The following is a 25,802-nucleotide window of genomic DNA, read 5'->3' on the forward strand; positions in this document are numbered from 1 at the left end:
TGCTTATGAGGTGCTGTTTCGAAAAACGTTGCGCTTGGTTTGACAATTCAAGAGGGAAAATCCGCAGATGCAAGGCAAAAAGCCGCAGAAAGTGCACACGTACGGAACCGATTCTGTTGCCGCTTTAGCGGCTTACAATATCGTTCTCTTTGAACTAAGGCGCAGCAGGGCCTTCGCGAAAGTTAAGTTAATCCACTATACACGCTCTAAGGCTAGGCAACGCTGTACTATTCTGAATTTAAGTCACTATACTTACATACTGTCGTACTGTCGTAGCTCGTGTATCCATCAAAAATAAGCTTTCCGATATATTTAATTTCGCAAATGCCCCTTCTATCGCACCACGATCTTACAAAATACCTCTTTTTAGCAAAAACACGGCAAATATCTCAAACAAAACAAAGCAGCCAAGCAAATTATTATCTAATTAAACTTAAATTAACTTTATGCCCTACAAATAATTTGTGTACAATACGCAAAATTACTATCAAATACAAATCCCTTAAAGGACAGAGCTCATGAATACACTCAAAGACCGCTTAATTTTCCTATGGAAAGACCAAGCCAAACAAGCCACCATTGCCAAAGAAATCGGCATGACCATCGCAGGATTCGGCCGTATCTGGAATAACAACGGCTTGCCCAAAGCCGAAGTCTTAAAGAAAATTAAAGAACTCAAAGGCTGCAGCATAGACTGGCTGCTCACCGGAGAAGGCGAGCCGTTTCCCGATGCGCCGGGTGCACAAGGGGCAGTTCGAGATACGCTCGGCAACAATATCAACCTAAACGATTTTGTTTTTATCCCCCGCTACAAACTTGAGCCAGCCACGGAACAACGCAACGGAAACGCTCACGACACAGCAGATAACTTTACCTTTGCCTTTAGCCGACAATGGTTGGAAAAGCATATAAACGCCAGCACCAACCAACTTTCCGTTATCACTGTTAAAGGCGATGCAATGGAAGGCGTATTCAACGACGGCGACAGCATTCTGGTTAATCATGCCGACAATACGCCAAAAGATGGGTTATATGTGTTGCGCATTGAAGACAATTTAACGGTTAAACGTTTGCAAATTATGCCTGGAAATATCGTGCGCATCATCTCCGCCAACTCCGCATATCCCGCATATGAAGTCAATTTACGTAAAATGAGCGGTGATATTGCCGTTATCGGTCGCGTAGAATGGTTTGGCCGCAGTATTTAACTCAACCCAGAGCATCCGCTTGAAAAAAGCGCTGTCGTCCCAATCTTGCTAGGCGAATCCATTTGCGCGACAATATAATTTGTACGCACAATAGCTTATATCTCCACACACCATAAATAAAGGATACCGCCATGTCTGAAGAAAACCCGATTATCTTCACCGAAAGTTGCTGCGCCAAAGTAGCAGATCTTATCGCAGAAGAAAACAATCCCGATTTAAAATTACGCGTTTTTGTTAATGGCGGCGGATGCTCCGGCTTCCAATACGGTTTTACTTTTGATGAAATCGTGAATGACGATGACTTTCAAATTGAAACAAATGGCCTGACTTTCTTAGTTGATCCGATGAGTTATCAATATTTAATAGGAGCTGAGATTGATTACACCGAAAGCCTTCAAGGTTCCCAATTCGTAATTCGCAATCCGAATGCCACAACTACCTGCGGTTGCGGCTCCTCATTTTCTGTTTAAATCTATTTATAATATGTTTAAAAAAACGGAATCAATCGTTTGAAGTATTACAAGCGATTGATTCTTCTTGATATAGCATCAGAAATTTAGCAAATCAACCATTCAACCTATTTTTATCGTTTAAATAAATATTGCATGAATAGTTACTATTCTTCATACAATATCCCTTCTTTGATCTGTTGAAAGAAGCAACATAGATAGGTAATGACCATAAATCTGCTTTCAAAACCTTTTACCACGAGTCGATCGACTTGTAACATATGTTTAGACTAAAATTGATTTTCAGCAAAACGAAACACCAAATCATGAAGTCACACATTCTAGATATACTGCTATAATACCCGTCTCTTTTATATAAATTACCTGTAGTAATATTGATGTTAATTGCCACGGAAATGTAATGACAGCCCAACCAAGATTTTACGATGTATACGTTTCATACCCTCCGGGCGAAGATCCGGAGCGTGTCAATTCATTTCTTCGCGATAACCTACCAGATGAAGAAGCCAGCGATATCATCAACGCCCTCACTGAGCAACGGCAAGCTATTATAGCCGAGCGTTGTACCGATGAAGAACGCCAAAACGCCCAGCATTATTTCAACTATTTAGGATTAGATGTTATTGTCCGCCTTTCTCTGGAGTTTGCGGAAGATCCTTCAAAAATTCAGGATGAAGGCAATAGCGACAGTATCCTATCTGATCCTGTACCCCAGTGTCCTGTGTGTTACACCATTCTGGAAGACTCCAGCATACATGACTGCCCGACCTGTGGTTTTCACTTGGAAAACATGTCTGAAACTACCATCCAGCGCAAACGAATCGAATGGCAGGAACGTATCGCTTTCGAACACCGGAAAAAGCATGAAATCGCTTATAAGCTATTGCGTGAGAAGCAGGAAGAAGAGAAACAGCTCCGCAAACAAATTCGTGCTGAGCTGGAAGAGCAGCTTATGGTCGAACTCGGTCAACTTGAGGGTTGGCGCAAATGGTTTCATGGTAAGTACCTGATACTTACAGGTATTCTGTTGGTTGGCATATTAACCATTGTGTTGGCTCTGGCCTATATGGTTGGTCAACTGTTCTTCACGAATAACGCAAGCGATGCAAAACCCGCCCCGCTCGCAGCACCTACCGTTGCCGTACCTCCTGCTACTGAACCGAACACGAACAACACTACGCAACCAACCAGCAATAATGCTGTTACACAAGCAACCGCCATACCTACCCCGGCTGCAGAGCAAAACCAAGCTTCTGCGGCTGTTCCGAAGCATCATGACTTACCTGAAGTTAGCGTACCGGTTATGCAACCGATAAATGCTTCGCAGAACTAAAAAGATTTAATTTACATTTTCATCTTTTTATAAACGAAATGCCTGTCTGAAATATTCAGACAGGCATTTCGTTTTACTAAGTATAAAGTTTCAAATTACTTCGATATAGCAGATTTAATAATTCTCGATACAAGGCAGCATGCCTCATGCAGTACACACGTGCGGAACCGATTCTGTTGCCGCTTTAGCGGCTCACAAAATTTCTCTTCGAGCTAAGGTCTAAGGTGCAGCAGCGCCGTAGCAAAAATTAAGCTAATCCGCTATAACTCGAAATCAGAGGGTAATGACGACTCTTTCGATAATTGTGCCCCCCCAGAGCAGCACTTTAGCTTGTAACTTGCCATTATTTTTTGGATGGCGGCAATGTTAAGCGGATTTAATTACTTAGCTACGAAATTGCTGCGGCTTTCTGCCTTGTAACAAAAATAAGTTTTCTCACCCTATATTCCGATACTGTGGAAAATTTTAACCCGAATAATACTGAAGAAAGAGTTATATTCTTCAAGATTATCCGGGTTGTTTTAATTCAAATTATTGAAACTGCTTTTATTTATTGGCTGCCTTGGCAATGGATGCGCCTTTACTTTTTATGCTCGGAGCAGCTTTACCTGCCGGTGCTTTCATACCGCGCTCAGTACGCACCTGATTAATCATTTCTTCCACCTTTTTCATGTTGGCATTCCAGTCGCTACCGGAAAATAGCATTTTGTACTTGCCGCCCACAATTAGAGTCGGTGTGCCGCTAATTTGATATTCTTGAGTCAAATCCGCCATTTTTTTAGCTTCGGCTTGGTTGGAGAAAGAATCATAAGCGGCGATTAATTTCTTACCGTCGAATGAAGTTTGAGCTACCGCCCATTCCTTGAATACAGCCGGGTCTTCCAATCTTCTCTTCTCTTCGTAAACAGCTTTGAAGACAGCCGGATTGGCTTGCATTTTCAAACCTGATTGGTTAACCGCAGCCGTAATCCGTGCAAGACCCATCATTTCCGGCTGCCACACCACGTGTTCAGAGCGCAGATAAACATCATTGGGCCATGCTTTGACATGTTTCAGCAAAATCGGATCGAGGTGATAGCAATGTACACAGAAATAACCGAAAAACTCCAATACCTCCACTTTATCCTTTTGCAGCTGCGGCACGGGTTTCGCCATCACTTCATAGTCTTGTCCTTCGACCAAGGCTGCATGAGAATGGGCAGCCAACAAACATCCGACAGCAACCGCAATCGCACGAGTTTTCAATAATTTCATATTTTATCCTTTAATCATACATCCATGCCTTAGAGCACGAGATATTTTATTGAACGGAACGGGTTAAACTTTGTACACCGTTTTGTTGCAGTTTCTTACGTACGGAAGCGGCCGCCTCACTATCCAACTCGCCGGTTTGCACACGATAAACACTTTTATCTCCCGCTTGGCCTTCAACCACCTGTGCCGACACGCCCATCATGGCAAGTTTGGCACGCTGCGCATCTGCTGCTTGTTTGTTGCCGTAAGAGCCGACTTGAATCACTACCTTGCCACTTTTCTTCGTTGCAGCTGATTGCTTATCGATTTTGGCTTTACTTTCTTGGCTTTGTCCTGCCCGACCACTCAACGCAGCTTCTGCTTTCTTACGTTCGGCTTCTTCTTTATTGGCTTGCTGACGGGCTTTATCTACATTGCCGCTATTCAGGATTTGCTCAGGAGAGGGCTTAGTATCTTCACGCTTTTGCGCCTCCAGTTTCTTTTTCGCTTCTGCCTGTTTTTTCAGCTTCGCCAATCGCTCGGCTTCCGCCTGTTTTTTCAATTGTTGCTGTCTGATTTGTTCGGCTTTGATTTGCTGCTCGGTTTTTACTTTACCAGGTATGGCCACGGGTTCCTCTTCCAAAGGTACCGCCGCACCGGCTTCTGAAGTGGCAGTATGATCACTGGCCGGCTGCGATGTTGTTTCGGTGGGAACCGTAGAAGGAATACTGGCACTGCCGCCATCCTTACTTACCGCAGTAGACGAAGCTTGAGGAGCCGTATCGACAACTACTGTGGAGGATGCTTGTGAGGCGGTCTCATGGCTAATGGAAGAGCCGGAACCTGGCACTAAAATTTCTGCTTCTTGCCGAACCTGCGGCTGGCTGGCTGTTTTGATGGCAGTTTTATTACTTTTATTCAAAAAAAACAGCACGCCGGCGATAACAGCCGTTGCCAGTAACAACCCTACAAAAAAACCTGCCAATCCCTTACCGGACTGTTTGTTCTGATTCATCATAACCATACCTGTATTTTTTATTTAATACCCCTCACCCAGAGGTTTGGGACGATAAGCAGCTTATTTTAGCAAATTATCCGGCCACCTGCCCAAATCGTTTGCATTCCATTACACAGCAGCCGGATATATTGTTTGCCAACCACGGCGATTTAATCATTGCCACACAGAATATTCAAACTTTCCCATAGGAATTATCCGTCAAACATCAAATACAGACAGTTTAACGATATCAAATTTCCAACTCACATTTTTTCTTACAAGCACCATGGATAATCAACCATAAGGTGCAAATCGAGCACTGAAATATAGCTGTGTTGTCACTTACTATTCAGTAATCAAGGTTACTGTTAGAATTGATAATAAAATTTAAAACAACATTAAGAGGTATAAATGTCTTTTTCACTGGTTAATAGCCGCGCACTGTGCGGTATGAATGCACCGTTAGTGGAGGTGGAAACCCATCTGGCCAACGGTCTGCCGACTTTCAATATTGTCGGCCTGCCGGATACTGAAGTGAAAGAAAGCCGCGACCGCGTGCGTGCCGCTATTTTGCAAAGCGGTTTTGACTTTCCGGCCGCCAAAATCACCGTGAACCTGGCGCCTGCCGATTTACCCAAAGAATCCGGCCGTTTTGATTTACCGATTGCCTTGGGCATTCTCGCCGCCTCCGGCCAAGTATTATCCGACAAACTTTCTCAATACGAATTTGCCGGCGAACTGGCATTATCCGGTGCCGTTCGTCCGGTTCGCGGCGCGTTGGCCATGGCTTGGCAAGGAATGAAAGCAGGGCGTGCGTTTGTATTACCGTTGGAAAACGCCCGGCAAGCCGCAGCCATGGACGGTATCGAGCTTTACGGTGCGCTCAGCCTCGGCCAAGTGGCTGCACATCTCAACGGCGTTGAAGCGATTGATCGTTTGGAAGCAGGCAACGATATGCTTTCCTTACCGGAAGCCGACGAGTTACCCGATATGCGCGATATTAAAGGCCAGCATACCGCCCGGCTGGCTTTAGAAATTGCCGCAGCAGGCGGGCACAGTTTACTGATGATGGGGCCGCCGGGAACCGGTAAATCCATGCTGGCTCAGCGGCTGCCTTCGATTTTGCCGCCGCTTACCGATGAAGAACGGATTGCCGTGTGGACATTATATTCACTGCTACCCAACCATATTCAAAACATCGGCCGGCGCCGCCCTTTTAAATCCCCTCACCATTCCGCCAGCGCTGTCGCTTTAGTGGGCGGCGGCTCGGATCCGAAACCAGGTGAAATCTCGCTTGCCCACAAAGGTGTGCTCTTTTTGGATGAGCTGCCGGAGTTCGACCGTAAAGTTTTGGAAGCGCTACGCGAACCGCTGGAGAGCGGCGAAATCCATATTTCACGGGCGGCGCGGCAGGCAGTCTATCCTGCCGAATTCCAACTGGTTGCCGCAATGAACCCTTGTCCTTGCGGTTATTACGGCCATCCGGTCAAACCTTGCCGCTGCACGCCCGACAGCATTTTGCGCTACCGCAACAAAATCTCCGGGCCGCTGCTTGACCGTATTGATTTGGTGATTGAAGTGCCCGCCCTTCCCGCCGCCGATTTGATTCATGCCCAAGCAGGCGAAAGCAGTGCAAAAGTATTAGAACGGGTTATGCAGGCGAGAGACAAACAATATGCGCGGCAAAACAAACTCAACAGCCGCTTGTCGCCTACCGATCTGGATCAACTTGCCCAAATCAGCCGCGAAGCCAAAGAAACCTTAGGCTCACTGTTGGAGAAATTATCGCTTTCCGCCCGCAGTTTCCACCGTATTTTGCGCGTTGCCCGCACCTTGGCTGATTTGGCCGAAGATGACACGGTAACGGCGGAACACGTTTTCAGAGCGGTTGCCATGCGCAGAGCCTTATAAATATAAAACCGATAACTTTGATAAGCTATCGGTTTTATATATATCCATCAGTTTATTCGGTATGTTCCGAAGCCTCGGTTTCCGCTTCTGTTTCTTTTACGGCGGCAGGCTCAGGTTGCTGCACGGCCGCCTGCGGATTTAATTGTGCTTCCAATTGCTTCAAGCGTTCTTCCAATTCGGCCAGCTTGGTACGGGTTTTAATCAAAACCTGTTGTTGGATATCGAATTCTTCGCGGGTTACCAAATCCATGCGGTTGAATGCGCTGCCCAACATGGCCTTCACATTTTTCTCAACGTCTTTCGCCGGGCTGTTGGCAATGGTTTCGCTTACTTTGGCGCTGACTTCTTCAAATAATTTCTTACCCAACATGGCAACTCCTTCATTAAGAATAAAACAGATAGTGCATTGTATCGGTAAAATGCCTGTCTGAAAACCACAGTCTGTTTCAGACAGGCATTGCTCAAGCAATAAACCTTATGCGCTTATTCGGCAGTGAAGCCGACTTGGTAACTTTTGCCGCCGATGTGAATATCGGCCAGATAATCATGACGCTGCTGCGTACACAGCGGCAAACGGACACCCTCTGCCAGCCAGCTGCCATCTGCTTGGCGTTTCAAATCATAGCGGTTGAAGCCCATGTCCATATCGCGCATGGAAAAGCTGACCGACACCTGTTTTACCAACGGCGGTACGGCATCCAGCCGGATATCAAAAGGTGTTTTCACGCCCACCGGTGTGCCGAACTTCAGCTTTGTACCATCCGGCAGCGTGCAACCGATGCGCACATCACAAGCAGCAACGGTTTCTGCTGTGGGCTGGCTCTGCGTCCACCAATATAGAGCCGCCACTTTTACCGCTGCAAATACCAACAAAGCAAGGCCGATAAACAACCATTTTCGGTTTTGAACCAATTGATTTTTCCCTTATTGTTATGATTCACCGCCAAGCCGGTTACGGTTTCAAGTAGGCATAACCTTCGCGCTCTTTACGCGCCAACTCGGTTACTCCGGCCGGTACCACGCTGATGAATTCGGGAATATTTTTTTCATCAATACCCAAGCCTTTGAGCGAGTTTTTACAAACCACAAAACGCACATGACCTTGTTCCGACAAATTTTGCATACGCTGCAAAGTGGTTACCGACAGTTTCTGATCATTAGAGCCGAACAAACCCAGTACAAAATGATAAGCGGCTTTCAAATATTGGGTAAAACTCTGCAATTCGGGTTTGCTGGCATCCGCCCTATCCGGAGCGGTGCCGTTCATGACCACTTCGATTTGGGCGCTTTCGCCCGGCTGCAAGGATTTCAACAGATTTTCCGTATTGCCCAAAGCCGCATCCAAGCGATCCTTCTCGCTAACATGGAACAAAACCTTCAACGGTTCCTGCGCCGCTTCAACAGCCGAACCCGGCACCGGTGCATTATTGGCAACAGCAGCAAAAGGAGCGGCTAACAAAGCAGCCGACAATAAACAAGCCGATAACTGGCGTTTATACATATCAATAAATTCCTGATTTCATTTGTCTCATTTTTCAACGCAACGGCATATCGGAAAAACATTCCGATTTCCGCTGTTGTTCCGTATTTTTCCCTCTCATAGTGAATTCGCTTATCCCGCTACGGAATCGCTACGCCTTGTATCGAAAACACATGGCAGCTTCACTAATATACTCTCTCCTGAGCCGCTTCCGCTTTGTCTCAAACGGTTTCTATGTGATTATTCCGAACGACCGCCTGCGCACCCGCCTGCTGCCAGACATGTTGATATTGCCGATAGAACGGTTCATCCGCCAACACCACAAAAGGAAGCGACACGCCTTGCGATAGCCTCTGCTTCGCCCATTCGGCCATCTCTAAACTGCGTACCGATACCACCGCTACATCGGCATCTTGCACCCTATCAAATTGCGCCGGCTTTTCGATAGCCACCCAAACACTGTCGGCTTCGGGCAGTTTTCCGTATGCGCACAGCTGCGGTTCGCTAATCAACACGCGCCGGTGCTGCTGCTCTGCCTGGGCGAACGGTACCACGCGGTATTCTCCCATACGGTTTTCGCCAAGAAAGCCGGTCAGCAGATTGCCGCTTAATTCGCTAGGAACCGCCAGAGCCGACAGAATCGGGCCGTTGGCCGGCAACATCGGTGCCACATCGAAATCACCCGCTCGCTGCCACGACCAGTTTTGTCCTTCTTTAGCCTGTAACTCACCCGACCAATCTTGCGCACGCACGCGGAAAAAACGCAAAGAAACAATGGCGTGCTCATAGCGGTGAACTTTACTCAACCAAGGCGTTGCATGATGGATATGAATGCCGAGTTCTTCTTCAAATTCGCGCTTTAAAGCCGCCAGTTCACTTTCGCCCTCTTCGACTTTACCGCCGGCAAATTCCCAGTAGCCGGCATAAGGCTTGCCGGCCGGACGCGAACTGAGCAGATAGTCGCCCTCATGATTGAGCACAACTCCGGCGACAACGGAAATAAAAGGGGGTTCTGTGGAGGGAATCATAATCATATTTCAACTGCTTTTTGACTTTCTTGAGGCGTTTTAAGTTCACTGGAAAATCGCTTTTGATGATGGTTTTCTGCCTGTACCGCCAATCCTGATAATCGGATGCCGGTACAGGCAGAAAAATCAAACCCAAAACCAAACCTTATTCTGCCAAAGCTTGCGGAAAACTTATTTTTCCGCCACCGCAAACGCCATCACCTGATCGTTTTCATCGCTCATGCTCAGGTGCACGACACGGATACCCTGCTCATCCAGCCAGGCTTGCAGCACGGGGGTATAGACGTATTCCGGCCGGCCGGCCAAGTCGTGGCCGACACCGACATTTCGCAAGGTTACCGCGCCGCGTACGCCGGTGCCGACCGCCTTGGCGAAAGCCTCCTTGGCGGCAAATCGTTTGGCCAGAAAATTCACCGGCTGGGCGGCCGTCTGCCATTCCATTAATTCGGCCTGATGCAAAATGCGCTCGGCAAAAGTCTGGCCGTATTTTTTATACAGCGCTTCGATGCGTTTGATGGCCACCATGTCGGTGCCGATACCATGAATCATCCGGTTTCTCCTTTTCTTTTATAGATAATTTTTCAGACAGGCATTATGTGTATTTTTCTATTAAATTAATAAGGTACGGCACGGGCGCGGAACATCACTTCCTTCATTTGGCGGATGGCTTCGGGCAGGCCGAGGAAAATGGCTTGCGCCATCAGCGAATGGCCGATGTTCAATTCGCGGATGGCAAGGATTTGGGCAATCGGGGTAACGTTGTGTATGGTCAGGCCGTGGCCTGCATTAACGATTAGCCCCAAATCGCTGGCAAAATGCGCACCCTCTTCGATGCGCATTAATTGTTGTACGCGCTCGGCATGGCTGTGGGCGTCGGCATACGCGCCGGTATGCAATTCGATAACCGGTGCGCCGACGTCGGCCGCCGCCTGAATCTGGCGTTCGTCGGCATCGATAAACAACGATACGCGGATACCGGCCTGAGTCAGTGTTTCGGTAAAACGGGCAACTTTCTCCTGCTGGCCGGCCACATCCAAGCCGCCTTCGGTGGTGACTTCTTCGCGGCGTTCAGGCACGATGCACACATCTTCGGGCAACACATTCAAGGCGTTTTCCAACATTTCTTCGGTCATCGCCATTTCCAGATTCATGCGGGTGCGGATGGCTTGTTTAATGGCAAATACGTCATCGTCTTTGATGTGGCGGCGGTCTTCGCGCAAATGCAGGGTAATCAGGTCGGCACCGTGGGTTTCGGCAATCAGCGCCGCTTCCAGCGGACTGGGATAAGTGGTGCCGCGCGCATTGCGCAAAGTGGCGACGTGATCGATGTTTACGCCTAATAACATGGTTTTGTCCTTTTTTTGCTCAATTGAATCAATATTTTATCGATGCTTAGGTCGTGTAGTCAGAATACTTGCGAAGCGGTTTTTTGAGGAAAAATCCGCAGATGCAAGGCAAAAAGCACAGCAAGATTGAACATCTTGCGAGCATTTTTAACGCCGCAGGTGCGGATTTTAACCAAAAATACCGCCGCAACGCAGTCGACTACACGACCTACAGTATGCCTGTCTGAAAATCCTGCATCTGTTGCAATACCTGCCGCGATTTGATGCCTTGCGGCAGATAGAAATCCAACAGCATACGGTTCAGTTGCAAGGCTTGCTGCAAATGCTTGCCGCTGTGAAAACGGCCTTCGCGCAAACCGATTAAGGTACCGCCGTCTACCGTTACGCCTTCAACAGCACCCGTACCGGCCGCCGATAAAGGCTCAACCGCTTGCTGCGGCGCCAGATAATAACGCTGCTGTTCGCTGATTTCCGTACCGTTGCCATCTTGCGCCAAATCGGGTGCCAAGCCCAATTCTTTCATCAATGTCCACTCGAACACCCGCAAATCGGCAACGTGGTTAGGCACAACGGCAATCCGGCTCATCACGGTTGCCAGTGCGTCATAAAGTTTCGGATGCGGGTCTTCGCGTGCGGTCAGCTTCAACACCAGCTCGTTAACATACAAACCGCTGAACAATGCGCGCCCTTGCGGCTGCGGCCAGCCGCCCAGCCATTCGGCGCGGTGCAGGGTTTTCAATTCCTGACTGCCGTACCAAGAGGCACTGATCGGCACAAACGGTACCAGCACGCCGCGCAGTTCGGATTGTGCTTTGCGCGCGCTGCGGGCGAGCAAGGCCACGCGGCCGTAGCGGCGGCTGAACATTTCCAGCCACAAACTGCTTTCCCGCCACGGGGTGGCGGTGAGTAAAAAGACAGGTTCGTGGTTGATGCGGCCGGATTTTTCAGACATAAGATTAAGATAAAAAGGTTACAGCCTCGTGATTATATATGAATGCCTGTCTGAAAAGTTTTTTCAGACAGGCATATCGTTACGAAAACGCTGCTTGAGACCTTTGCAAAACCCCGGATGCGGATGCAGTTCAAGGCGCAGCAGCGCAGCGAGTGCAGATATATCAAGTAGATAGGCTAAGCGAGCGAGCAGCGCACAACGCAGAAATGCGCCGCAGATGGGGATTTTGCAAAGGTCTCTGCTGCTTATTCTGTTGCGCCTTTCACCCGATAACGGCCGGCCATCGCTTTATACACCATATTTTCATATTTCAGTGCTTGGTAACGCTGGTTCAACAGGTTTTGCGCCGAACTGTATTCGGTGTTGAGTGCAGAGAGCCAATCGGACAATTCGTTTTTGCCGTATTGGTAGCGGGTTTGGTAATAGCGGCTGTTTTTCTGGTCGAGCCGGTATTTGCGTTCCAGATTGTCCAACGAAGCTTCGGCCTGGCGGTAATGCTGGTAGTTGGCGGCCACTTCGTTCAATGCGGTGGTCAGCGCCTGCTCGAAATCCAGCCGTGCGCTGTCGAAATCGGCTTGGGCGGTTTTATTTTCCCACTTTAATGTCTGCCAATTCAGAAAAGGCAGGTTAATCGCCACGCTACCGCCCAACATCGGAATATTGAACAGGTTCGAAGCCTTGTCGGAAGTGGCACCCAAGCTCGCGCCTAAGGTGATGGTGGGGTACCAACTGCGCTGTTGCGCCACCAAGCTTTGCGAAGCGGATTGCAAACGCGCTTCGGCGGCGCGCAAATCGGGCCGGTTGGCCAACACGGAAATCGGCACGTTCAAATCTGGCCGTATCGTTTCGGCCAAATTAAAGCCCGCCGGATCGGCTGCCATGGCCTGATTGGGCGGCAGGTTCAACAGGTTGCGCAAGGTTTGCTCGGCTTCGGTCCGGCTGGTTTGCAACGAAATCAAGGTATTTTGGGCGGAAAGCAGGCTTTGCTCGCTCTGGGTCGGCTCGGCAGAAGAAACTTTGCCATGCTGGTATTTGGCTTGCGCGATGCGGTGGATTTCCCGATAGCGTTCTTGCGATTGTTCGGTCAGCTTAATCGCTTCGTTCAGATAGGCAATGTTGAAATAGGCGTCGGCAACATTGTTAATCAGCGTCAGGCGGCTGGAAGCCAAATCCTGCTGCGTGGCCTGATAAGTCCACACCTGCGCATCGGCGGTGGCGCTCAATTTGCGCCACAAATCCAATTCGTAGCTCAAACCCAACTGGCTGCTGAAGCTGTTGCTGCTGCCGCCTTCTTTCAGGTTGCGGCTGGTATTGCCACTCAGGCTGCCGCTGTAAGAAGGCACCAGATTGGCGCCGAGAATGTTGGCTTGGTAAAGCGCCTTGTTAACATCAATCGCCGCCTGTTTCAAGTCGATATTATTGGCCAGCGCCTGATTAATCAAGGCATTGAGTTTTTCATCTCGGTACACCGTCCACCATTCGGGATTCACTTGGTAACGCGCAGCGCTCTCGGCTTCAGAAACCACTTGTCCGGTGGCCGCAACGGTAAGCTGCGGGTTAACGGTGTGGGTGGCGCAGCCGGCGGCCAGTAACACGGCTGCGAAGGACGCGGTTGTGCGTAGGTTTATCGTTGAAGACTTCATCACATACCTTTGTATTTGTCTGCAAGTTTTTCAGACAGGCATGGAACACCGGTATGCCTGTCTGAAACAATCAATCATGCGCCAGCGCATCGATCGGATTGAGTTTGGATGCGCGGTTGGCCGGCATAAAACCGAACAATACGCCGATGGCGGTCGAACACAACACTGCGCCGATAATCGAAACCATAGAAAACGACATGGCAAAATCGGTTACGAAATGATTGAACAACATACTGATCACCACGGAAATCAACACGCCGGCCAAACCGCCGATCACACAGATCAGCACCGCTTCAATCAGAAACTGCTGCAAGATATTCGACTGGCGCGCGCCGATCGCCATCCGCACGCCGATTTCGCGGGTGCGCTCGGTAACCGACACCAGCATGATGTTCATCACGCCGATGCCGCCGACCACCAAAGAAATCAGTGCGATACACGAAATCAGCAAGGTCATGGTGCCGGTGGTGCTTTCGATGGTCTGCTTGATGCTGTCGCTGTTTCGCATGAAAAAGTCTTCGGTGCCGTGGCGCACGGTCAGCAGCTCGGTCAACCCTTTCTGTGCCACCTGCGAATCGGCCGTATCTTTGATTTTCACGATAATCGAATTGGTGTAACTCTCACCGGTAATCTGATGCATCACGGTGGTATAGGGAGCATAAAGCTGCAGGCTGTCGGAGTTCACAAACGAGCTGTTCTGCTCTTTCAATACGCCGATTACCGTCAACGGCCGTTTCTTGAACAAAATCACTTTACCCAGAGGATCGGTCGTTTCGTCGAAGAGCTTATTACGGGTATTGCGGTCGATGACCACTACCTGCGCATCGCTTTTCACATCCGACGCATCAAACAAACGGCCGCTTTCCAATTCCAATCCGCGTACATCAAAATACTGGTCGCCCACGCCATAAAGCTGGCCGGTCAAATCGGTATTGCGGTAGGTAAGCGTACCGCTGGACGAAGTCTGCGGCGTGGTGCTGTCCACATAGCTTTGTTGCGAAATTGCCTCGGCATCGGCCACCGTCAGGGTTTTAATCCTGCTCGATCGTCTGTCGCCGAAGCCTTTGCCTGGATAGATGCTGATGGTGTTGGTACCCATCGAGCTGATGTCGGACAGGATTTTTTCCTGCGACCCCTTGCCCAAAGCCACCACCGACACCACCGAAGCAATACCGATAATAATGCCCAACATGGTCAGCAACGAGCGCATTTTATGCGCCACAATCGCCTGTACCGACATCCTGAACGATTCCAAGAACTGGTCTTTGTAAAACGACCAAGAAATATTTTCCTGAATACTTTGAATGCTACTGGGCGCAATATCGGTATTTTTACTGGTATCGGAAATGATGTAGCCGTCTTTAATCTCCACAATCCGGTTGGCTTGCGCCGCAATGTTCGGATCATGTGTAACCATGATGATGGTGTGGCCTTCGCTGTGCAGCTGGTGGATGATTTCCATCACATTTTCACCACTCTTCGAATCCAGCGCACCGGTCGGCTCGTCGGCCAGAATAATCTCGCCGCCGTTCATCAGCGCCCGCGCAATCGATACCCGTTGCTGCTGGCCGCCGGAAAGCTCGCTCGGCTTGTTGCCCTCCTTGCCGTCCAAGCCCAAGCGGTGCAGCAACTGGTCGGCACGTTTCACTCGGTCTTTATGTTCCAAGCCGGCATAAACCGAGGGCAGTGCCACATTTTCCCGTGCACTCAAAGCACTCAGCAAATTGTAGCGCTGAAAAATAAAGCCGAAGCGCTTGCGGCGCAAACCAGCCAATTCGTCCGCCGTCATCTGCGAAGTTTCGGTGCCGTCTACCCGGTAAGAGCCGGAAGAGGCAACATCCAAACACCCCAGAATATTCATCAACGTCGATTTGCCGGAGCCGGATTGGCCGATAATCGCAACAAAATCACCTTTTTCGATGCTGAGGTTCACATCTTTCAAAACATGAACCCGGTTGGCGCCCTCGCCGAAATAGCGGTTGATGTTTTTACACTCGATTAAGCTCATGCCATACGCTCCTACATCGGCGGGCCGCCGCGCATGTTGCTGTTCTGGCTTTTCGCTTTTTCAGCCGCGCTCATTTCCGACAAAACCACTTTATCGCCCGCTTTCAAGCCGGATTTCACCTCCGTATGCATACTGTCTTTCAAACCAACGGTGATTTCCTGATCTTTAGCCTGGCCATCCGCACCCTGAACCCTTACTACCGACTTACCGCCCTGTTTTTTAATCGCGGTGCTCGGTATCACCAGTACATTGTCGGCACTATTGATTTCAATCGTGTTTTGAGTCGTCATACCGATGGCCAACTTACCTTGCTCATTGGGTACCAAAGCGCGCGCGTAATAATAGATTGCGCTTTCCGTGGTATCGGTGCTGGTACTGTAACTACCCTGCGACATGGTGGTCAAACCCGGATCTATGGTATCCAACACTGCCTCGATTTGTTGGTCAGGCTCGGACAAAATCGTGAATTTCACTTTCTGGCCGGCTTTGACTTTGGTGGCATCACCTTCGGCAATCTGCATTTTGTTCAGCATGGTTTCCAAATCGGCCAATTGGATGATAGTAGGCGTGCTTTGATTGGCGTTAACCGTTTGGCCTTCTTCTACCGGAATCGCCACCACCGTGCCGTCCATCGGCGCGGTAATGCGGGTATAGCCCAAATCGGTTTCTGCGGTATTAATAGAAATTTGTGTTTGTTTGATGGAAGACTTCAATTCGCTAATGGTTGCTTTAGCCGAAGCCAGAGCATCTTGCGCATCTTCCAATTCCTCCTTGGAAGTAGCGTCTTTCGCCCACAAAGCCTTTTCGCGCGCATATTTCTTCTCGGCGGTTCCTAGCGCGATTTGCGCCGAAGCCAGCTGCGCCTGATAAGTTTCCAATTGCGCACGGTTGGTATTTAAGGTATTAACCTGCGTACGCGAATCAATTTCGGCAATCAAATCGCCTTTTTTGATTTTCTGGCCTAATTTCACATACAGTTTCTTAATCTGGCCCGAAGCCTGGGCACCCACCTCAACCAAATGTGAGGAAGCGATCTCGCCGGTGGCCGATACCGTTTGTTTAATATTGCCGCGTTTGACTTCTTCCGTAATATAAGTCACCGTATCCTTAGGCTTGAAATACGTCCAAGCCCCCCACGCGACTATCGCCAGCAGCAATAAGCCGGCTACCCACTTGATCGCCTTTTTCATCGTTATATATACTCTGTTGTATGTTTAAATCGGAACGAAGTGTACTGTAATCATCTTACAATGCCAAGCCGCTCTCTTTTTTATACGCAACTAACATACTGTTTTCAAATAAAAATACAACAGCCATTTTACATATTCCCGGCTAGAAAAATACTAACTTTCCATTAGCAAACAAAGCAATACAAAACCCACCCGAATGCCTGTCTGAAACAATACAAAATTTTTCACTTGTTACAGACAGGTTAAAACCGCGTCTTTACTGTTTCTTAGGTATAATAAACATATCGTCGGTTGAAAGAATCATCCTTACTTCTTTAAACTGCCGGTATTGAGGAACACCTGCAAAGATACTTTAAAAAACACCCGGTTTTACCGAATCTGTTGCAATTTGTTCGCACAAAAATAGTACTCCATCCAATCTAAAAAATAATAACCAACCCAACATTATGATTACTGAAAAACCGTCTCTCGAACGAGGGTTTACCCTTCCGGAACTCTTAATTATCGTTTTAGTAGTAGCCATTCTGGCCACCATTGCCTATCCTTCTTACGACAGCTACATCCGTAATTCCCGAATCGAAAACGCGCGTTCCGATCTGCTGATTAATGCGCAAAATATAGAGCGCTACTATATCCAAAACCGCTCCTTCGCTGGCTTCCATGCCGACAACCTTAAACAAAACCAGTATTTTGATATTAGCTTCAACTCGCAAACAGCCGATACGTTTACCCTGCAAGCCGTTGCCAATAGCAATAACTCAAACGAATCCCGTGTTTTACGGGTTGACGACAGCAACATCATGCTGATCTGCGAATCAGCAGCTTCAGATGCCAAATGCGAAGTGAAATAATTCTCCAGTTTACTATATCAAAAATTTATATCATACTAGCCTGCATATAGCCTCTCCATATAAAAAACAAAGGGGGAAACGATATGCAGGCTTGTTCCATAACCGCCTCACGCGGGTTCACGCTTGTCCAATTGATTATTACGATAGCCATCGCCGGTATTCTGGCGAGTTTGTCAACTTGGGCTTACAGCCGCCATGCCCGAGATGCCAGGCTGGCCGAAGCTCATGCTGCACTGCTGCAAAACGCCCAGTATATGGAACGCTTCTACCATCAGCGCAAAAGTTTCAAAGCCACCTCGACTACTTGGCCCGCCCTGCCGATAACGGAAACCGAACATTTCTGCATCCGCCCGCAAGGCAATGCGCGCGGCGCTAACGATGAGCGCTACACGCTCAAAGCTGTGGCCAAAAATCCGGCCAACGAGCCGCGGATTTTGAAAATCGGCGAAGATTTGAACAGCCAGATATGCGAAAGCAGCCGCAGCAGCTGCGCAGACAATAGCGATTTTTTCTCCGCCGCCAACGGCACCGATCGCATTTGCAAGATTTACCGGCAATAAACGGAGAGACCTTTGCAAAACCCCCGGATGCGGATGCAGTTCAAGGCGTCAGCGCAGCGAGCGCAGACATATCAGATATAGCAGATTAACTTAACTTTCGCTACGGCGTTGCTGCGCCTTGCCGTACTACTTGTACTGTCTGCGGCTTGCTGCCTTGTATCGAAAATTAATTAAATCTGCTATAGATAGGCAAGCGAGCGAGCAGCGCACAACGCAGAAATGCGCCGCAGATGGGGGTTTTGCAAAGGTCTCGGAGAATAAAATTCAGACAGGCATTCATACGAATGCTTGTCTGAAAAAACGGTTTAGCGTTTAAATCTGATAATCGTAGTCCACCACCAAAGGGGCATGATCGGAAAACTTCTCTTCCTTATACACATGCGCGCCCCGCGCTTTGGCGGCCAAACCGGGCGTAACCATATGGTAGTCAATCCGCCAGCCGACATCTTTCGCATAAGCCTGCCCGCGGTTGCTCCACCAAGTATAGCCCGGCTCTTCAGGATATAAGGTGCGCCACATGTCCACCCAACCCAAATCGGCAATCACCCTGCCTATCCACGCCCGCTCTTCAGGCAGAAAACCTGAATTTTTCTGATTGCCCTTCCAGTTTTTCAAATCAATATTTTGATGCGCAATGTTCCAATCGCCGCATACCACGATATCACGCCCTTGCGCCTTCATTTCCGCCAGCATCGGATAAAAAGCATCGAGAAAACGGTATTTCAGCTCTTGGCGCTCCGGCGCGCTGGTGCCCGAGGGCAGATACAGAGAAATCACCGAAAGATTACCAAAGTCGGCACGCACAAAACGGCCTTCGCGGTCGAATTCCTCAATGCCCATGCCTGTCTGAATACAATCCGGTTTTTGTTTACTGTATACCGCCACGCCGCTGTAACCGCGTTTTTCCGCACAGTGCCACGCACCGAACATACCATGCGGATTTCTCATGTCATCCGACAAATCGGCTTCCTGTGCTTTTAATTCCTGCACGCAAACAATATCCGCGCCGGAAGCGGCGATGTATTCGTGAAAGCCTTTTTTATAGGCGGAGCGGATACCGTTTACATTGGCAGAGATAATTTTCAACACAATAAATTCCTGGCAAATAAAAAACAGCCGCTATTCTACCTCATCCTTCTGCTTTTGGCGGCAGCAGATTGATTGCAATCACCAAGCGTTTCCGAATATGAAGAATGCCTGTCTGAAAACCGATTGATACGTTTTCAGACAGGCATTCGATACGGTTTGAAGGTTTAATCGGCACGGAAGGCATCGTGGCAAGACTTACAGCTTTGCCCCACTTCGCCGGCCGGTTTTTTCACGCTTTCTAAATTTCCCGCTGCCGCTGCAACTTTCAAAGCAGCGGTTGCCGCAGTGAACTTATCGATTTCTTTTTTGAATTCATCGGGCTTGCTCCAAATCTCGGCTTTGGCTTCTGATTTTTCATTGGCACTTTCAGCCGTGTAATAAGCCCAAGGCTTGCCCGCATTGGCATCCAAGCTGTCGGCAGCGGCTTGGAAAGCAGCGGCATCATAAGGAGTTTCGCCTTTTAACATTTTGCCGATGGTACCGAAGTCTTTCTTAAACGATTTCATCAAACGCTCGCGCTCTTCCACCGCTTCTTTAGGCTTAAAGGTAGCGGTCGCAGCAACAGGCGCGCTGGCGGCAGCAACGGAAGAAGCATTTCGAGCCTGAGGCGGCGTGTTACTGTTTTGTTGCCCACCGCAAGCGGCCAGCAAAGTCAAAGCAGCAAGCGAACATAAGGTAATAATGGATTTATTCATGATTAGCGTCCTTTTGGTTTAAAGCACTTTATTTATTGATTTATTTTTAACTGCTCCGATTGGCAAGCAGATACAAAATCAGACCAGCCCGTTTTCAGAAAGTTTTTCCTTATCCTTTATTCGGATATTCCGAAATGATACCTTTATTTCGGCTGTTTTGGTCAGAAACAGACCAAACACGCCTTTAACTTGCTGTTTACGATTTACAAAACTTTCAGACAGGCATTACCCATAAAATGCCTGTCTGAAAAACACTCTTTTATTCTTTTATCGGTACGGCGATAAAACAATCAATTTCTTGCGCACCACTCCTTCACGCCGGCCAAGTTACCAATCCTCGCGATATAAGTCTGAGAAGATGCGCTCATGGCTCCGATCAAACCGTAAAAATCCAAACGCAGCACCACCGGCGCATAATAAGCATCAGCCAGGCTGAATGTGTCGCCAGCTAAAAAACCGCCGCCAAACTGCGCCAATCCCTGTTGCCACAATTCGTCTATCCGCTGTAAATCCATCGCCAAACCGACCTTCTCCATCACTCTTTTCTCCGCCCGAACCGGAAACGGGCATTGCGTACGCAACGCGGTAAATCCGGAATGCATTTCCGCCACCGCCGAATACGACCACGCCCGTGCCGCCGGATCTTGCGGCCAAATCCCGGGGAAACGCTCAGCCAAATAAAGACAAATGGCCAGGCTGTCCCAAATAACCCTTTCACCATCTTCCAATACCGGCACCTTAGAGGTAGGCGAAAATGCACGCCATTGCTGCCTTTGCAAAGACACATCATCCAAAAACCGATGTTCTTCCACCTCAAACGGCACGCCCAACTCCTTCAACAGCAACCACGGCCTCATCGACCAAGTCGACACCTCTTTATCACCAATATGTAAACGCATCATGCTGCTCCTTTTTAAAACCAATACGTCGGATAACGCCGACCGCTACCCAGATTGTTATATAACAAAGCCACCGCCACCACAATCAGAGAACCAAACAAAGTCGGCGTCCACAAAAACGACCAACCCGCCTGCAGCGTCATCACAATCAGTGGATTCGATCCCGCCGGCGGATGTGGTACGCGCAATAACAACATTAAAGCCACCGCCGTTGCAACCGCCAATGCCATACTCCAAGCATCTACACCAAGCAAAGCCATCAATACCAAACCGGTCAAACTGGAAACGAAATGCCCGCCGATTACATTACGCGGCTGTGAAAACGGGCTTTGCGGATAAGCAAATACCAATAAGCAGCTGGCACCGAACGAGCCCAGAACCAAAGGCAGATGCAACCAGTCGCCGCTGTAAGCAAACGCTGCCGTCGCCAAGCCCGCACCGGTTCCGGCCAGCACAATGGTACGCAACGGCAAACGAGCCGGACAGGATTCAGTAGGCGACGGCCATTTTTTCAGATAATCCATTTTATCTTTCCTTAAAAATCTTCTACAATGTAAAAATATACCGAACGGTATACAAACCAGAGTATACCAATCGGTATACTTACGCAAGGAAAATTTATGGACATCCGTCAAAAAATCATCGAAACCGCCTATACCTCCTTTTACCGCGAAGGCTTCCACGCCTGCGGCGTCGAAATGTTGGCACAACGCGCAGGCACCACCAAGCGCACGCTGTACGCCCATTTCGGCAGCAAAGACGGCTTGATCGATGCGGTTTTACAATACCGCCACCAACAATTTATCGACAGCATGCAAAGCGCATTAGAAAAACGACCGCCGGAACAAGCCGCCGACGCCTATTTGGATTTCATCAAAACATGGACGCAATCGGAAGGCTTTTACGGCTGTATGTTTATCAATGCCTGCGCCGAATTTTCCGACGATACTTCGCTCCCCCACCGCCATGCCGCACAACACAAGCAACAGATACGTCGAATCCTACAAACCCGCCTGCAACACGGCGGCGCTGCCGATGCCGACGCACTGGCCAATAGTGTTTTCATCTACGGCGAAGGACTAATCGTGGCCGCTCAGGCCGGGCAATCCGATTTGCTGCACATACCTGCACCTTTCGGCCAAACAGCCGGTTAGCGCCTTCTTATCTGTTATCTGAGAAGCGCTTCCTTTATAATTATTCCGATTATTTTTATCTGCACCGAAAGAAAACCCGATATGTCTGATTTCCGCCAAGATTTCCTCAAATTCGCACTCGAACAAAACGTCTTGAAGTTCGGCGAATTCACCACCAAAGCCGGCCGCCAGTCGCCCTATTTCTTCAATGCCGGCCTGTTTAACGACGGTGCTTCCACCCTTGCGCTGGCGCGTTTCTATGCCCAAGCCATTATCGAGAGCAAAATTCAATTCGATATGCTGTTCGGCCCCGCTTATAAAGGCATCATTCTTGCTGCCGCCACCGCCATGATGCTGGCTGAAAAAGGGATTAACGTGCCGTTTGCCTACAACCGCAAAGAAGCCAAAGACCACGGCGAAGGCGGCGTGCTGGTGGGTGCGCCCTTAAAAGGCCGCGTGCTGATTATCGACGATGTGATTTCCGCCGGCACCTCGGTACGCGAATCGGTGAAGTTAATCGAAGCCGAAGGTGCCATCCCCGCCGCCGTTGCCATCGCGCTCGACCGCATGGAAAAAGGCAGCGGCGAACAATCGGCCGTACAGGAAGTAGAACAGCAATACGGTTTGCCGGTTGTGTCCATCGCCAATTTGCGCGATCTGCTTTCCCTGCTGCAAAACAATGAAAACTTCCAATCCTATCTGGCTCCGGTGCAAGCTTACCGCGAGCGTTACGGCGTGATTTAACCTTTATTTAAATCCTTTTGCACGATATCTATTTGAAAAAATGCCTGTCTGAAAACATTGAAACGTTTTTCAGACAGGCATTGTTGTTACCCATGCTTTTTCTTTGCAACCCCATTGAAATTGCTTAAAATATCCGCTATCCATAATACCAACGAAAGAAAACGTCATGCCTTTATGTGTTTGTCCTCATTGCAGCACCCAGCTTTGGGTGAAGGACAGCCAGCTTAATCTGGCACAAGGCTATGTGGTTTGCCGTACCTGCCAGGGATTATTCCAAGCGCGCAGCCATACCCGGCCGACGCCAGAGAATTTCCACCCCGATTTATTGCCTGCCGCACAAACCGACACCAAACTGGTACAAAAAATCGGCACCCCTGTACGCACCCACAAGCAGCTTTCACGCGGCGAAATCGCCGAGCTACTAGACAATATGCTCACCAACGAGCAAAAATCGCTGGCTCTGGCCGATATGCTGCAAAACCGGAACAAACAGGATTTCAACTGGACCTTACCCAGCATGGTCGCGCTTACCATATTGATTATCCAACTGTTTTATCTGGTTTTGATTATCAAATAACCTCGGCGTGCCATTTCCTCACCCAATTACCGCCGCCATTCAACGGGAGAACGATCCGTGACCACACCCAATTTTGTGAAAGACTTCCGCGAAGCAGCGCCTTATATCGACTACCTACGCGGCAAAACATTGGTCATCGGTATCGCCAGCAGCATGTTGGAAAACCCCGTGTTGCACTCTTTGGCTTCCGACATCAACTTATTAGCCAGCCTCGGCGTCAAAATCGTGTTGGTGCACGGCTCACGCCGCCAAATCAACGCCCTTTCCGAAACTGCCGGCATTGTTCCCCAATACCACGGCGGGCGTCGCATCACTGACGAAGCCACTTTAATCCGCGCCAAACAAGCCTGCGGCATGATTCGTTTCGATATTGAAGCCGCGCTGGCAGTCGGCATTGCCCATTCGCCGCAACGGGGAAAACGCCTGCGTATCGCTTGCGGCAATTTCGTTTCCGCCCGCCCGTTCGGTATCATCGACGGCATAGATATGGGCTACACCGGTCGTGTACGCAAAATCGATGCCGATGCCATCCAACAGCGGCTCGATGCCGGTGCAGTTGCACTAATCAGCCCGTTGGGCGCTTCACTGAGCGGCAAAACTTTCAATCTCAGTATGGCCGATATAGCCGAAGCCGCCGCCATTGCCCTGAAAGCCGAAAAATTGATTTTTGTGGTTGAACCTGAAGGCATTATGGATGAAGATGGACTGCTGATTCCCAACCTCTCCGCCAACGAAGCGCGTGGTTTGCTGGAAAACGGCCGCATCCAGCCCAATCAGCGCCGTTTGGTACAGTCCGCCCTTACTGCAGTAGAAAATCAAGTGCAACGCGTACATGTTTTATCAGGTTTGGAAGACGGCAGCCTGATGAGTGAACTTTTTACTCGCGAGGGTACCGGCACTTCCTTCTCCCAAGCACCGTTTATGAGCATACGCCAAGCCGGCAGCAGCGATATTGCCGATATCATCAGCCTAATTCGTCCATTGGAAGAAGCAGGTATCCTGCTCAAGCGCAGCCGCGAATATTTGGAAAACCACATCCGTGAATTTTTTGTACTCGAACACGATCGTCAAATTTACGGTTGCGTGGCACTCAAAATGTTCGAAGAAGAGCAAGCCGCCGAACTGGCTTGCTTAGTGGTTTCCCCCAATGCCCAAGATGGTGGTTACGGCGAACTGTTACTGGAACACGTTGTCAGAGAAACCCGTGCCCGCAGACTGCACAAGCTGTTCGCTTTATCCACGCACACCGGCGACTGGTTTATCGAACGCGGTTTTCAAACCGCCTCCCCTGAAGAGTTGCCTAATGAGCGCCGTCAAGAGTATGAGGAAAGCAAACGCCGTTCTAAAATTTTTATGATGCCTTTGGAATAACATCGCCTCTCCGCTCCCCCGCACAATAGCATGAAAAAAGGATACAATAAGGGCTGATAACACTAAGAACGTTATCAGCCCGAAGTCTTAATTTCTTGACTATTAAATTGTGTGATACCGTGTCCGAACTGATCAATCTGATTCAAACCGAGTCCGCCGGCGTAGTGGCCGAAACACTGGACTTCTGGTTGCATGAATGTAGCCTTGACGAAGCACCTTCTATTGAGGAAGTAACTCAGTGGCGTGATTTATTAAATGCAAGAGGCGGCAAATTCTTGAAAATCGCCGCCACTTGTCAAAACTGGCTAGATCAGGAGCATCACTGATGCCTCCCAAAAACCGCTTTCTGCTATTTTCCCTATTATGGCACATCGCTTGCTGGTATGGCCTCTTAAAAGAAAGCAGCGGCAGCGCGCCACCCTTTCCCTATTTCGATAAATTTGCCCATTTCAGCCTGTTCTTTGCCCAAATCTGGCTCCTTGCCAGAACTTACCGCGAAGCAAACCGCCAACCACCGTGGATAGGCTTGACTGTTTTCGCTCTATTGTTTGCCATCAGCAGTGAAATCGCGCAGGCCACACTTACCCAAACCCGATCAGGTGATATTTTTGATATTGTCGCCGACATGCTCGGAGCTACCGCCGCCCTGCTGCTTACCCGACAAATTTTGAAAAATTCTACAAGCAATTAAATAAACACTCACACGCTTATATATTGTGAAATAACACTACATTTAAACAAGGTTCAACCGGGAAAATAGTAAAAATAGTACAGAATCTATCTGCTAACCACAATTTGGCAGCTTACAAACTCAATCTGCGGTTGCTGCACCTTAGACCAAGAAAACGATTTTGTAAGCCGCTAAAGCGGTAACAGAATCGGGTTCGTACCTTGTTGTACTGTCTGCGACTTGCTTGCCTTGTATCGAAGTAATTAAATCCCCTATCAAACAAGTATCTTACGAAGAATAAAAGCAGAATAAAAAGCAGGATACCCAAGGGTATCCTGCTTTTTATTCTGTGTTCTAGGAATAGATAACAGATTATTTGCTAGCAGCAGATGCAGCGGTGCTAGCAGCAGAAGC

General features: G+C 49.0%; 28 protein-coding genes and 2 pseudogenes. 12 read left to right on the forward strand and 18 right to left on the reverse strand.

The window, feature by feature from the left end; genetic code table 11:
* Positions 1 to 518: 518 nt before the first annotated feature.
* The 3 genes from Q4C79_RS09065 (at position 519) to Q4C79_RS09075 (ending at position 3,011) form a co-directional block, all read left to right on the forward strand.
* Complete coding sequence (locus tag Q4C79_RS09065) at positions 519 to 1,208, forward strand: helix-turn-helix transcriptional regulator (RefSeq protein ID WP_303090701.1); 690 nt, start codon at positions 519 to 521, stop codon at positions 1,206 to 1,208.
* Between the two features lie 131 nt (positions 1,209 to 1,339).
* Entirely contained in the window at positions 1,340 to 1,678 is a 339-nt protein-coding gene (gene erpA, locus Q4C79_RS09070) for an iron-sulfur cluster insertion protein ErpA (protein WP_303090702.1), read from the forward strand.
* Between the two features lie 400 nt (positions 1,679 to 2,078).
* Positions 2,079 to 3,011: a hypothetical protein gene (locus tag Q4C79_RS09075; RefSeq protein WP_303090703.1), complete on the forward strand. Its 933-nt coding sequence runs from the start codon at positions 2,079 to 2,081 to the stop codon at positions 3,009 to 3,011.
* 546 nt (positions 3,012 to 3,557) lie between these two features.
* Here the strand turns inward: Q4C79_RS09075 and Q4C79_RS09080 are convergent.
* Together Q4C79_RS09080 and Q4C79_RS09085 are read right to left on the reverse strand one after the other, a co-directional pair.
* Positions 3,558 to 4,265, reverse strand: coding sequence for a thiol:disulfide interchange protein DsbA/DsbL (locus Q4C79_RS09080; RefSeq protein ID WP_303090704.1), 708 nt, complete (start codon positions 4,263 to 4,265; stop codon positions 3,558 to 3,560).
* A 46-nt stretch (positions 4,266 to 4,311) separates the two neighbouring features.
* Positions 4,312 to 5,262, reverse strand: coding sequence for an SPOR domain-containing protein (locus Q4C79_RS09085; RefSeq protein WP_303090705.1), 951 nt, complete (start codon positions 5,260 to 5,262; stop codon positions 4,312 to 4,314).
* Between the two features lie 390 nt (positions 5,263 to 5,652).
* Between Q4C79_RS09085 and Q4C79_RS09090 the strand changes: the two genes are divergently transcribed.
* Positions 5,653 to 7,152, forward strand: coding sequence for a YifB family Mg chelatase-like AAA ATPase (locus Q4C79_RS09090; protein ID WP_303090706.1), 1,500 nt, complete (start codon positions 5,653 to 5,655; stop codon positions 7,150 to 7,152).
* A 52-nt stretch (positions 7,153 to 7,204) separates the two neighbouring features.
* Here Q4C79_RS09090 and Q4C79_RS09095 read toward each other — a convergent pair whose 3' ends face one another.
* The 11 genes and pseudogenes from Q4C79_RS09095 to Q4C79_RS09145 all read right to left on the reverse strand — a co-directional run bounded on the left by Q4C79_RS09095 (position 7,205) and on the right by Q4C79_RS09145 (position 16,799).
* A complete protein-coding gene (locus tag Q4C79_RS09095; protein ID WP_303090707.1) occupies positions 7,205 to 7,522 on the reverse strand; it encodes an accessory factor UbiK family protein in 318 nt (105 codons plus the stop codon).
* A 113-nt stretch (positions 7,523 to 7,635) separates the two neighbouring features.
* Positions 7,636 to 8,064 carry a hypothetical protein gene (locus Q4C79_RS09100; RefSeq protein ID WP_303090708.1) on the reverse strand — a complete coding sequence of 143 codons (429 nt, stop codon included), beginning with the start codon at positions 8,062 to 8,064 and terminating at the stop codon, positions 7,636 to 7,638.
* A 40-nt stretch (positions 8,065 to 8,104) separates the two neighbouring features.
* A complete protein-coding gene (locus tag Q4C79_RS09105; RefSeq protein ID WP_303090709.1) occupies positions 8,105 to 8,653 on the reverse strand; it encodes a DsrE family protein in 549 nt (182 codons plus the stop codon).
* Positions 8,654 to 8,853: 200 nt separating this feature from the next.
* Positions 8,854 to 9,666, reverse strand: a complete 813-nt coding sequence (locus Q4C79_RS09110) for an NUDIX domain-containing protein (RefSeq protein ID WP_303090710.1) — start codon at positions 9,664 to 9,666, stop codon at positions 8,854 to 8,856.
* A gap of 165 nt (positions 9,667 to 9,831) precedes the next feature.
* Positions 9,832 to 10,209, reverse strand: a complete 378-nt coding sequence (acpS, locus tag Q4C79_RS09115; protein ID WP_303090711.1) for a holo-ACP synthase — start codon at positions 10,207 to 10,209, stop codon at positions 9,832 to 9,834.
* 65 nt (positions 10,210 to 10,274) lie between these two features.
* Positions 10,275 to 11,006: a pyridoxine 5'-phosphate synthase gene (gene pdxJ, locus Q4C79_RS09120; protein ID WP_303090712.1), complete on the reverse strand. Its 732-nt coding sequence runs from the start codon at positions 11,004 to 11,006 to the stop codon at positions 10,275 to 10,277.
* Positions 11,007 to 11,214: 208 nt separating this feature from the next.
* Positions 11,215 to 11,958, reverse strand: a complete 744-nt coding sequence (gene recO / locus Q4C79_RS09125; protein WP_303090713.1) for a DNA repair protein RecO — start codon at positions 11,956 to 11,958, stop codon at positions 11,215 to 11,217.
* Between the two features lie 79 nt (positions 11,959 to 12,037).
* Positions 12,038 to 12,190: pseudogene (locus Q4C79_RS09130) on the reverse strand (lipoprotein signal peptidase).
* Positions 12,191 to 12,203: 13 nt separating this feature from the next.
* Positions 12,204 to 13,601: a TolC family protein gene (locus Q4C79_RS09135; RefSeq protein ID WP_303090714.1), complete on the reverse strand. Its 1,398-nt coding sequence runs from the start codon at positions 13,599 to 13,601 to the stop codon at positions 12,204 to 12,206.
* Between the two features lie 70 nt (positions 13,602 to 13,671).
* Entirely contained in the window at positions 13,672 to 15,609 is a 1,938-nt protein-coding gene (locus Q4C79_RS09140) for a MacB family efflux pump subunit (RefSeq protein WP_303090715.1), read from the reverse strand.
* An 11-nt stretch (positions 15,610 to 15,620) separates the two neighbouring features.
* Positions 15,621 to 16,799 (reverse strand): efflux RND transporter periplasmic adaptor subunit, encoded by a 1,179-nt coding sequence (locus Q4C79_RS09145; RefSeq protein ID WP_303090716.1) that lies wholly within the window; start codon positions 16,797 to 16,799, stop codon positions 15,621 to 15,623.
* Positions 16,800 to 17,245: 446 nt separating this feature from the next.
* On the opposite strand from Q4C79_RS09145, the gene Q4C79_RS09150 reads away from it, so the two are divergent.
* Positions 17,246 to 17,650, forward strand: coding sequence for a type IV pilin protein (locus tag Q4C79_RS09150; protein WP_303090717.1), 405 nt, complete (start codon positions 17,246 to 17,248; stop codon positions 17,648 to 17,650).
* Positions 17,651 to 17,733: 83 nt separating this feature from the next.
* Positions 17,734 to 18,210 (forward strand): type IV pilin protein, encoded by a 477-nt coding sequence (locus Q4C79_RS09155; RefSeq protein WP_303090718.1) that lies wholly within the window; start codon positions 17,734 to 17,736, stop codon positions 18,208 to 18,210.
* A 182-nt stretch (positions 18,211 to 18,392) separates the two neighbouring features.
* Here the strand turns inward: Q4C79_RS09155 and Q4C79_RS09160 are convergent.
* The 5 genes and pseudogenes from Q4C79_RS09160 to Q4C79_RS09180 all read right to left on the reverse strand — a co-directional run.
* A pseudogene (locus Q4C79_RS09160) lies at positions 18,393 to 18,482 on the reverse strand (lipoprotein signal peptidase); the annotation flags it as partial.
* 40 nt (positions 18,483 to 18,522) lie between these two features.
* On the reverse strand, positions 18,523 to 19,299 hold the full coding sequence (locus Q4C79_RS09165) for an exodeoxyribonuclease III (RefSeq protein WP_303090719.1): 777 nt from the start codon (positions 19,297 to 19,299) through the stop codon (positions 18,523 to 18,525).
* 164 nt (positions 19,300 to 19,463) lie between these two features.
* Positions 19,464 to 19,994: a cytochrome c gene (locus Q4C79_RS09170; RefSeq protein WP_303090720.1), complete on the reverse strand. Its 531-nt coding sequence runs from the start codon at positions 19,992 to 19,994 to the stop codon at positions 19,464 to 19,466.
* A 290-nt stretch (positions 19,995 to 20,284) separates the two neighbouring features.
* Positions 20,285 to 20,896, reverse strand: a complete 612-nt coding sequence (locus Q4C79_RS09175; protein WP_303090721.1) for a glutathione S-transferase family protein — start codon at positions 20,894 to 20,896, stop codon at positions 20,285 to 20,287.
* Between the two features lie 11 nt (positions 20,897 to 20,907).
* Positions 20,908 to 21,417, reverse strand: a complete 510-nt coding sequence (locus Q4C79_RS09180; protein ID WP_303090722.1) for an HPP family protein — start codon at positions 21,415 to 21,417, stop codon at positions 20,908 to 20,910.
* Between the two features lie 96 nt (positions 21,418 to 21,513).
* On the opposite strand from Q4C79_RS09180, the gene Q4C79_RS09185 reads away from it, so the two are divergent.
* The 6 genes from Q4C79_RS09185 (at position 21,514) to Q4C79_RS09210 (ending at position 25,409) form a co-directional block, all read left to right on the forward strand.
* Positions 21,514 to 22,047, forward strand: coding sequence for a TetR/AcrR family transcriptional regulator (locus Q4C79_RS09185; protein ID WP_303090723.1), 534 nt, complete (start codon positions 21,514 to 21,516; stop codon positions 22,045 to 22,047).
* Positions 22,048 to 22,128: 81 nt separating this feature from the next.
* Positions 22,129 to 22,770 carry an orotate phosphoribosyltransferase gene (pyrE, locus tag Q4C79_RS09190; RefSeq protein WP_303090724.1) on the forward strand — a complete coding sequence of 214 codons (642 nt, stop codon included), beginning with the start codon at positions 22,129 to 22,131 and terminating at the stop codon, positions 22,768 to 22,770.
* A 166-nt stretch (positions 22,771 to 22,936) separates the two neighbouring features.
* Positions 22,937 to 23,347, forward strand: a complete 411-nt coding sequence (locus Q4C79_RS09195; RefSeq protein ID WP_303090725.1) for an MJ0042-type zinc finger domain-containing protein — start codon at positions 22,937 to 22,939, stop codon at positions 23,345 to 23,347.
* A 57-nt stretch (positions 23,348 to 23,404) separates the two neighbouring features.
* The gene (argA, locus tag Q4C79_RS09200; protein ID WP_303090726.1) at positions 23,405 to 24,718 is read left to right on the forward strand and encodes an amino-acid N-acetyltransferase; all 1,314 of its coding nucleotides are present in this window, start codon (positions 23,405 to 23,407) and stop codon (positions 24,716 to 24,718) included.
* Positions 24,719 to 24,837: 119 nt separating this feature from the next.
* On the forward strand, positions 24,838 to 25,044 hold the full coding sequence (locus tag Q4C79_RS09205) for a dioxygenase (RefSeq protein WP_303090727.1): 207 nt from the start codon (positions 24,838 to 24,840) through the stop codon (positions 25,042 to 25,044).
* Positions 25,041 to 25,409: a VanZ family protein gene (locus tag Q4C79_RS09210; protein WP_303090728.1), complete on the forward strand. Its 369-nt coding sequence runs from the start codon at positions 25,041 to 25,043 to the stop codon at positions 25,407 to 25,409. Before Q4C79_RS09205 ends, Q4C79_RS09210 begins: the two co-directional genes overlap by 4 nt.
* Positions 25,410 to 25,802 lie beyond the last annotated feature (393 nt).

Source organism: Neisseria sp. (assembly GCF_030523955.1).
In the GTDB taxonomy this organism is placed as follows: domain Bacteria; phylum Pseudomonadota; class Gammaproteobacteria; order Burkholderiales; family Neisseriaceae; genus Neisseria.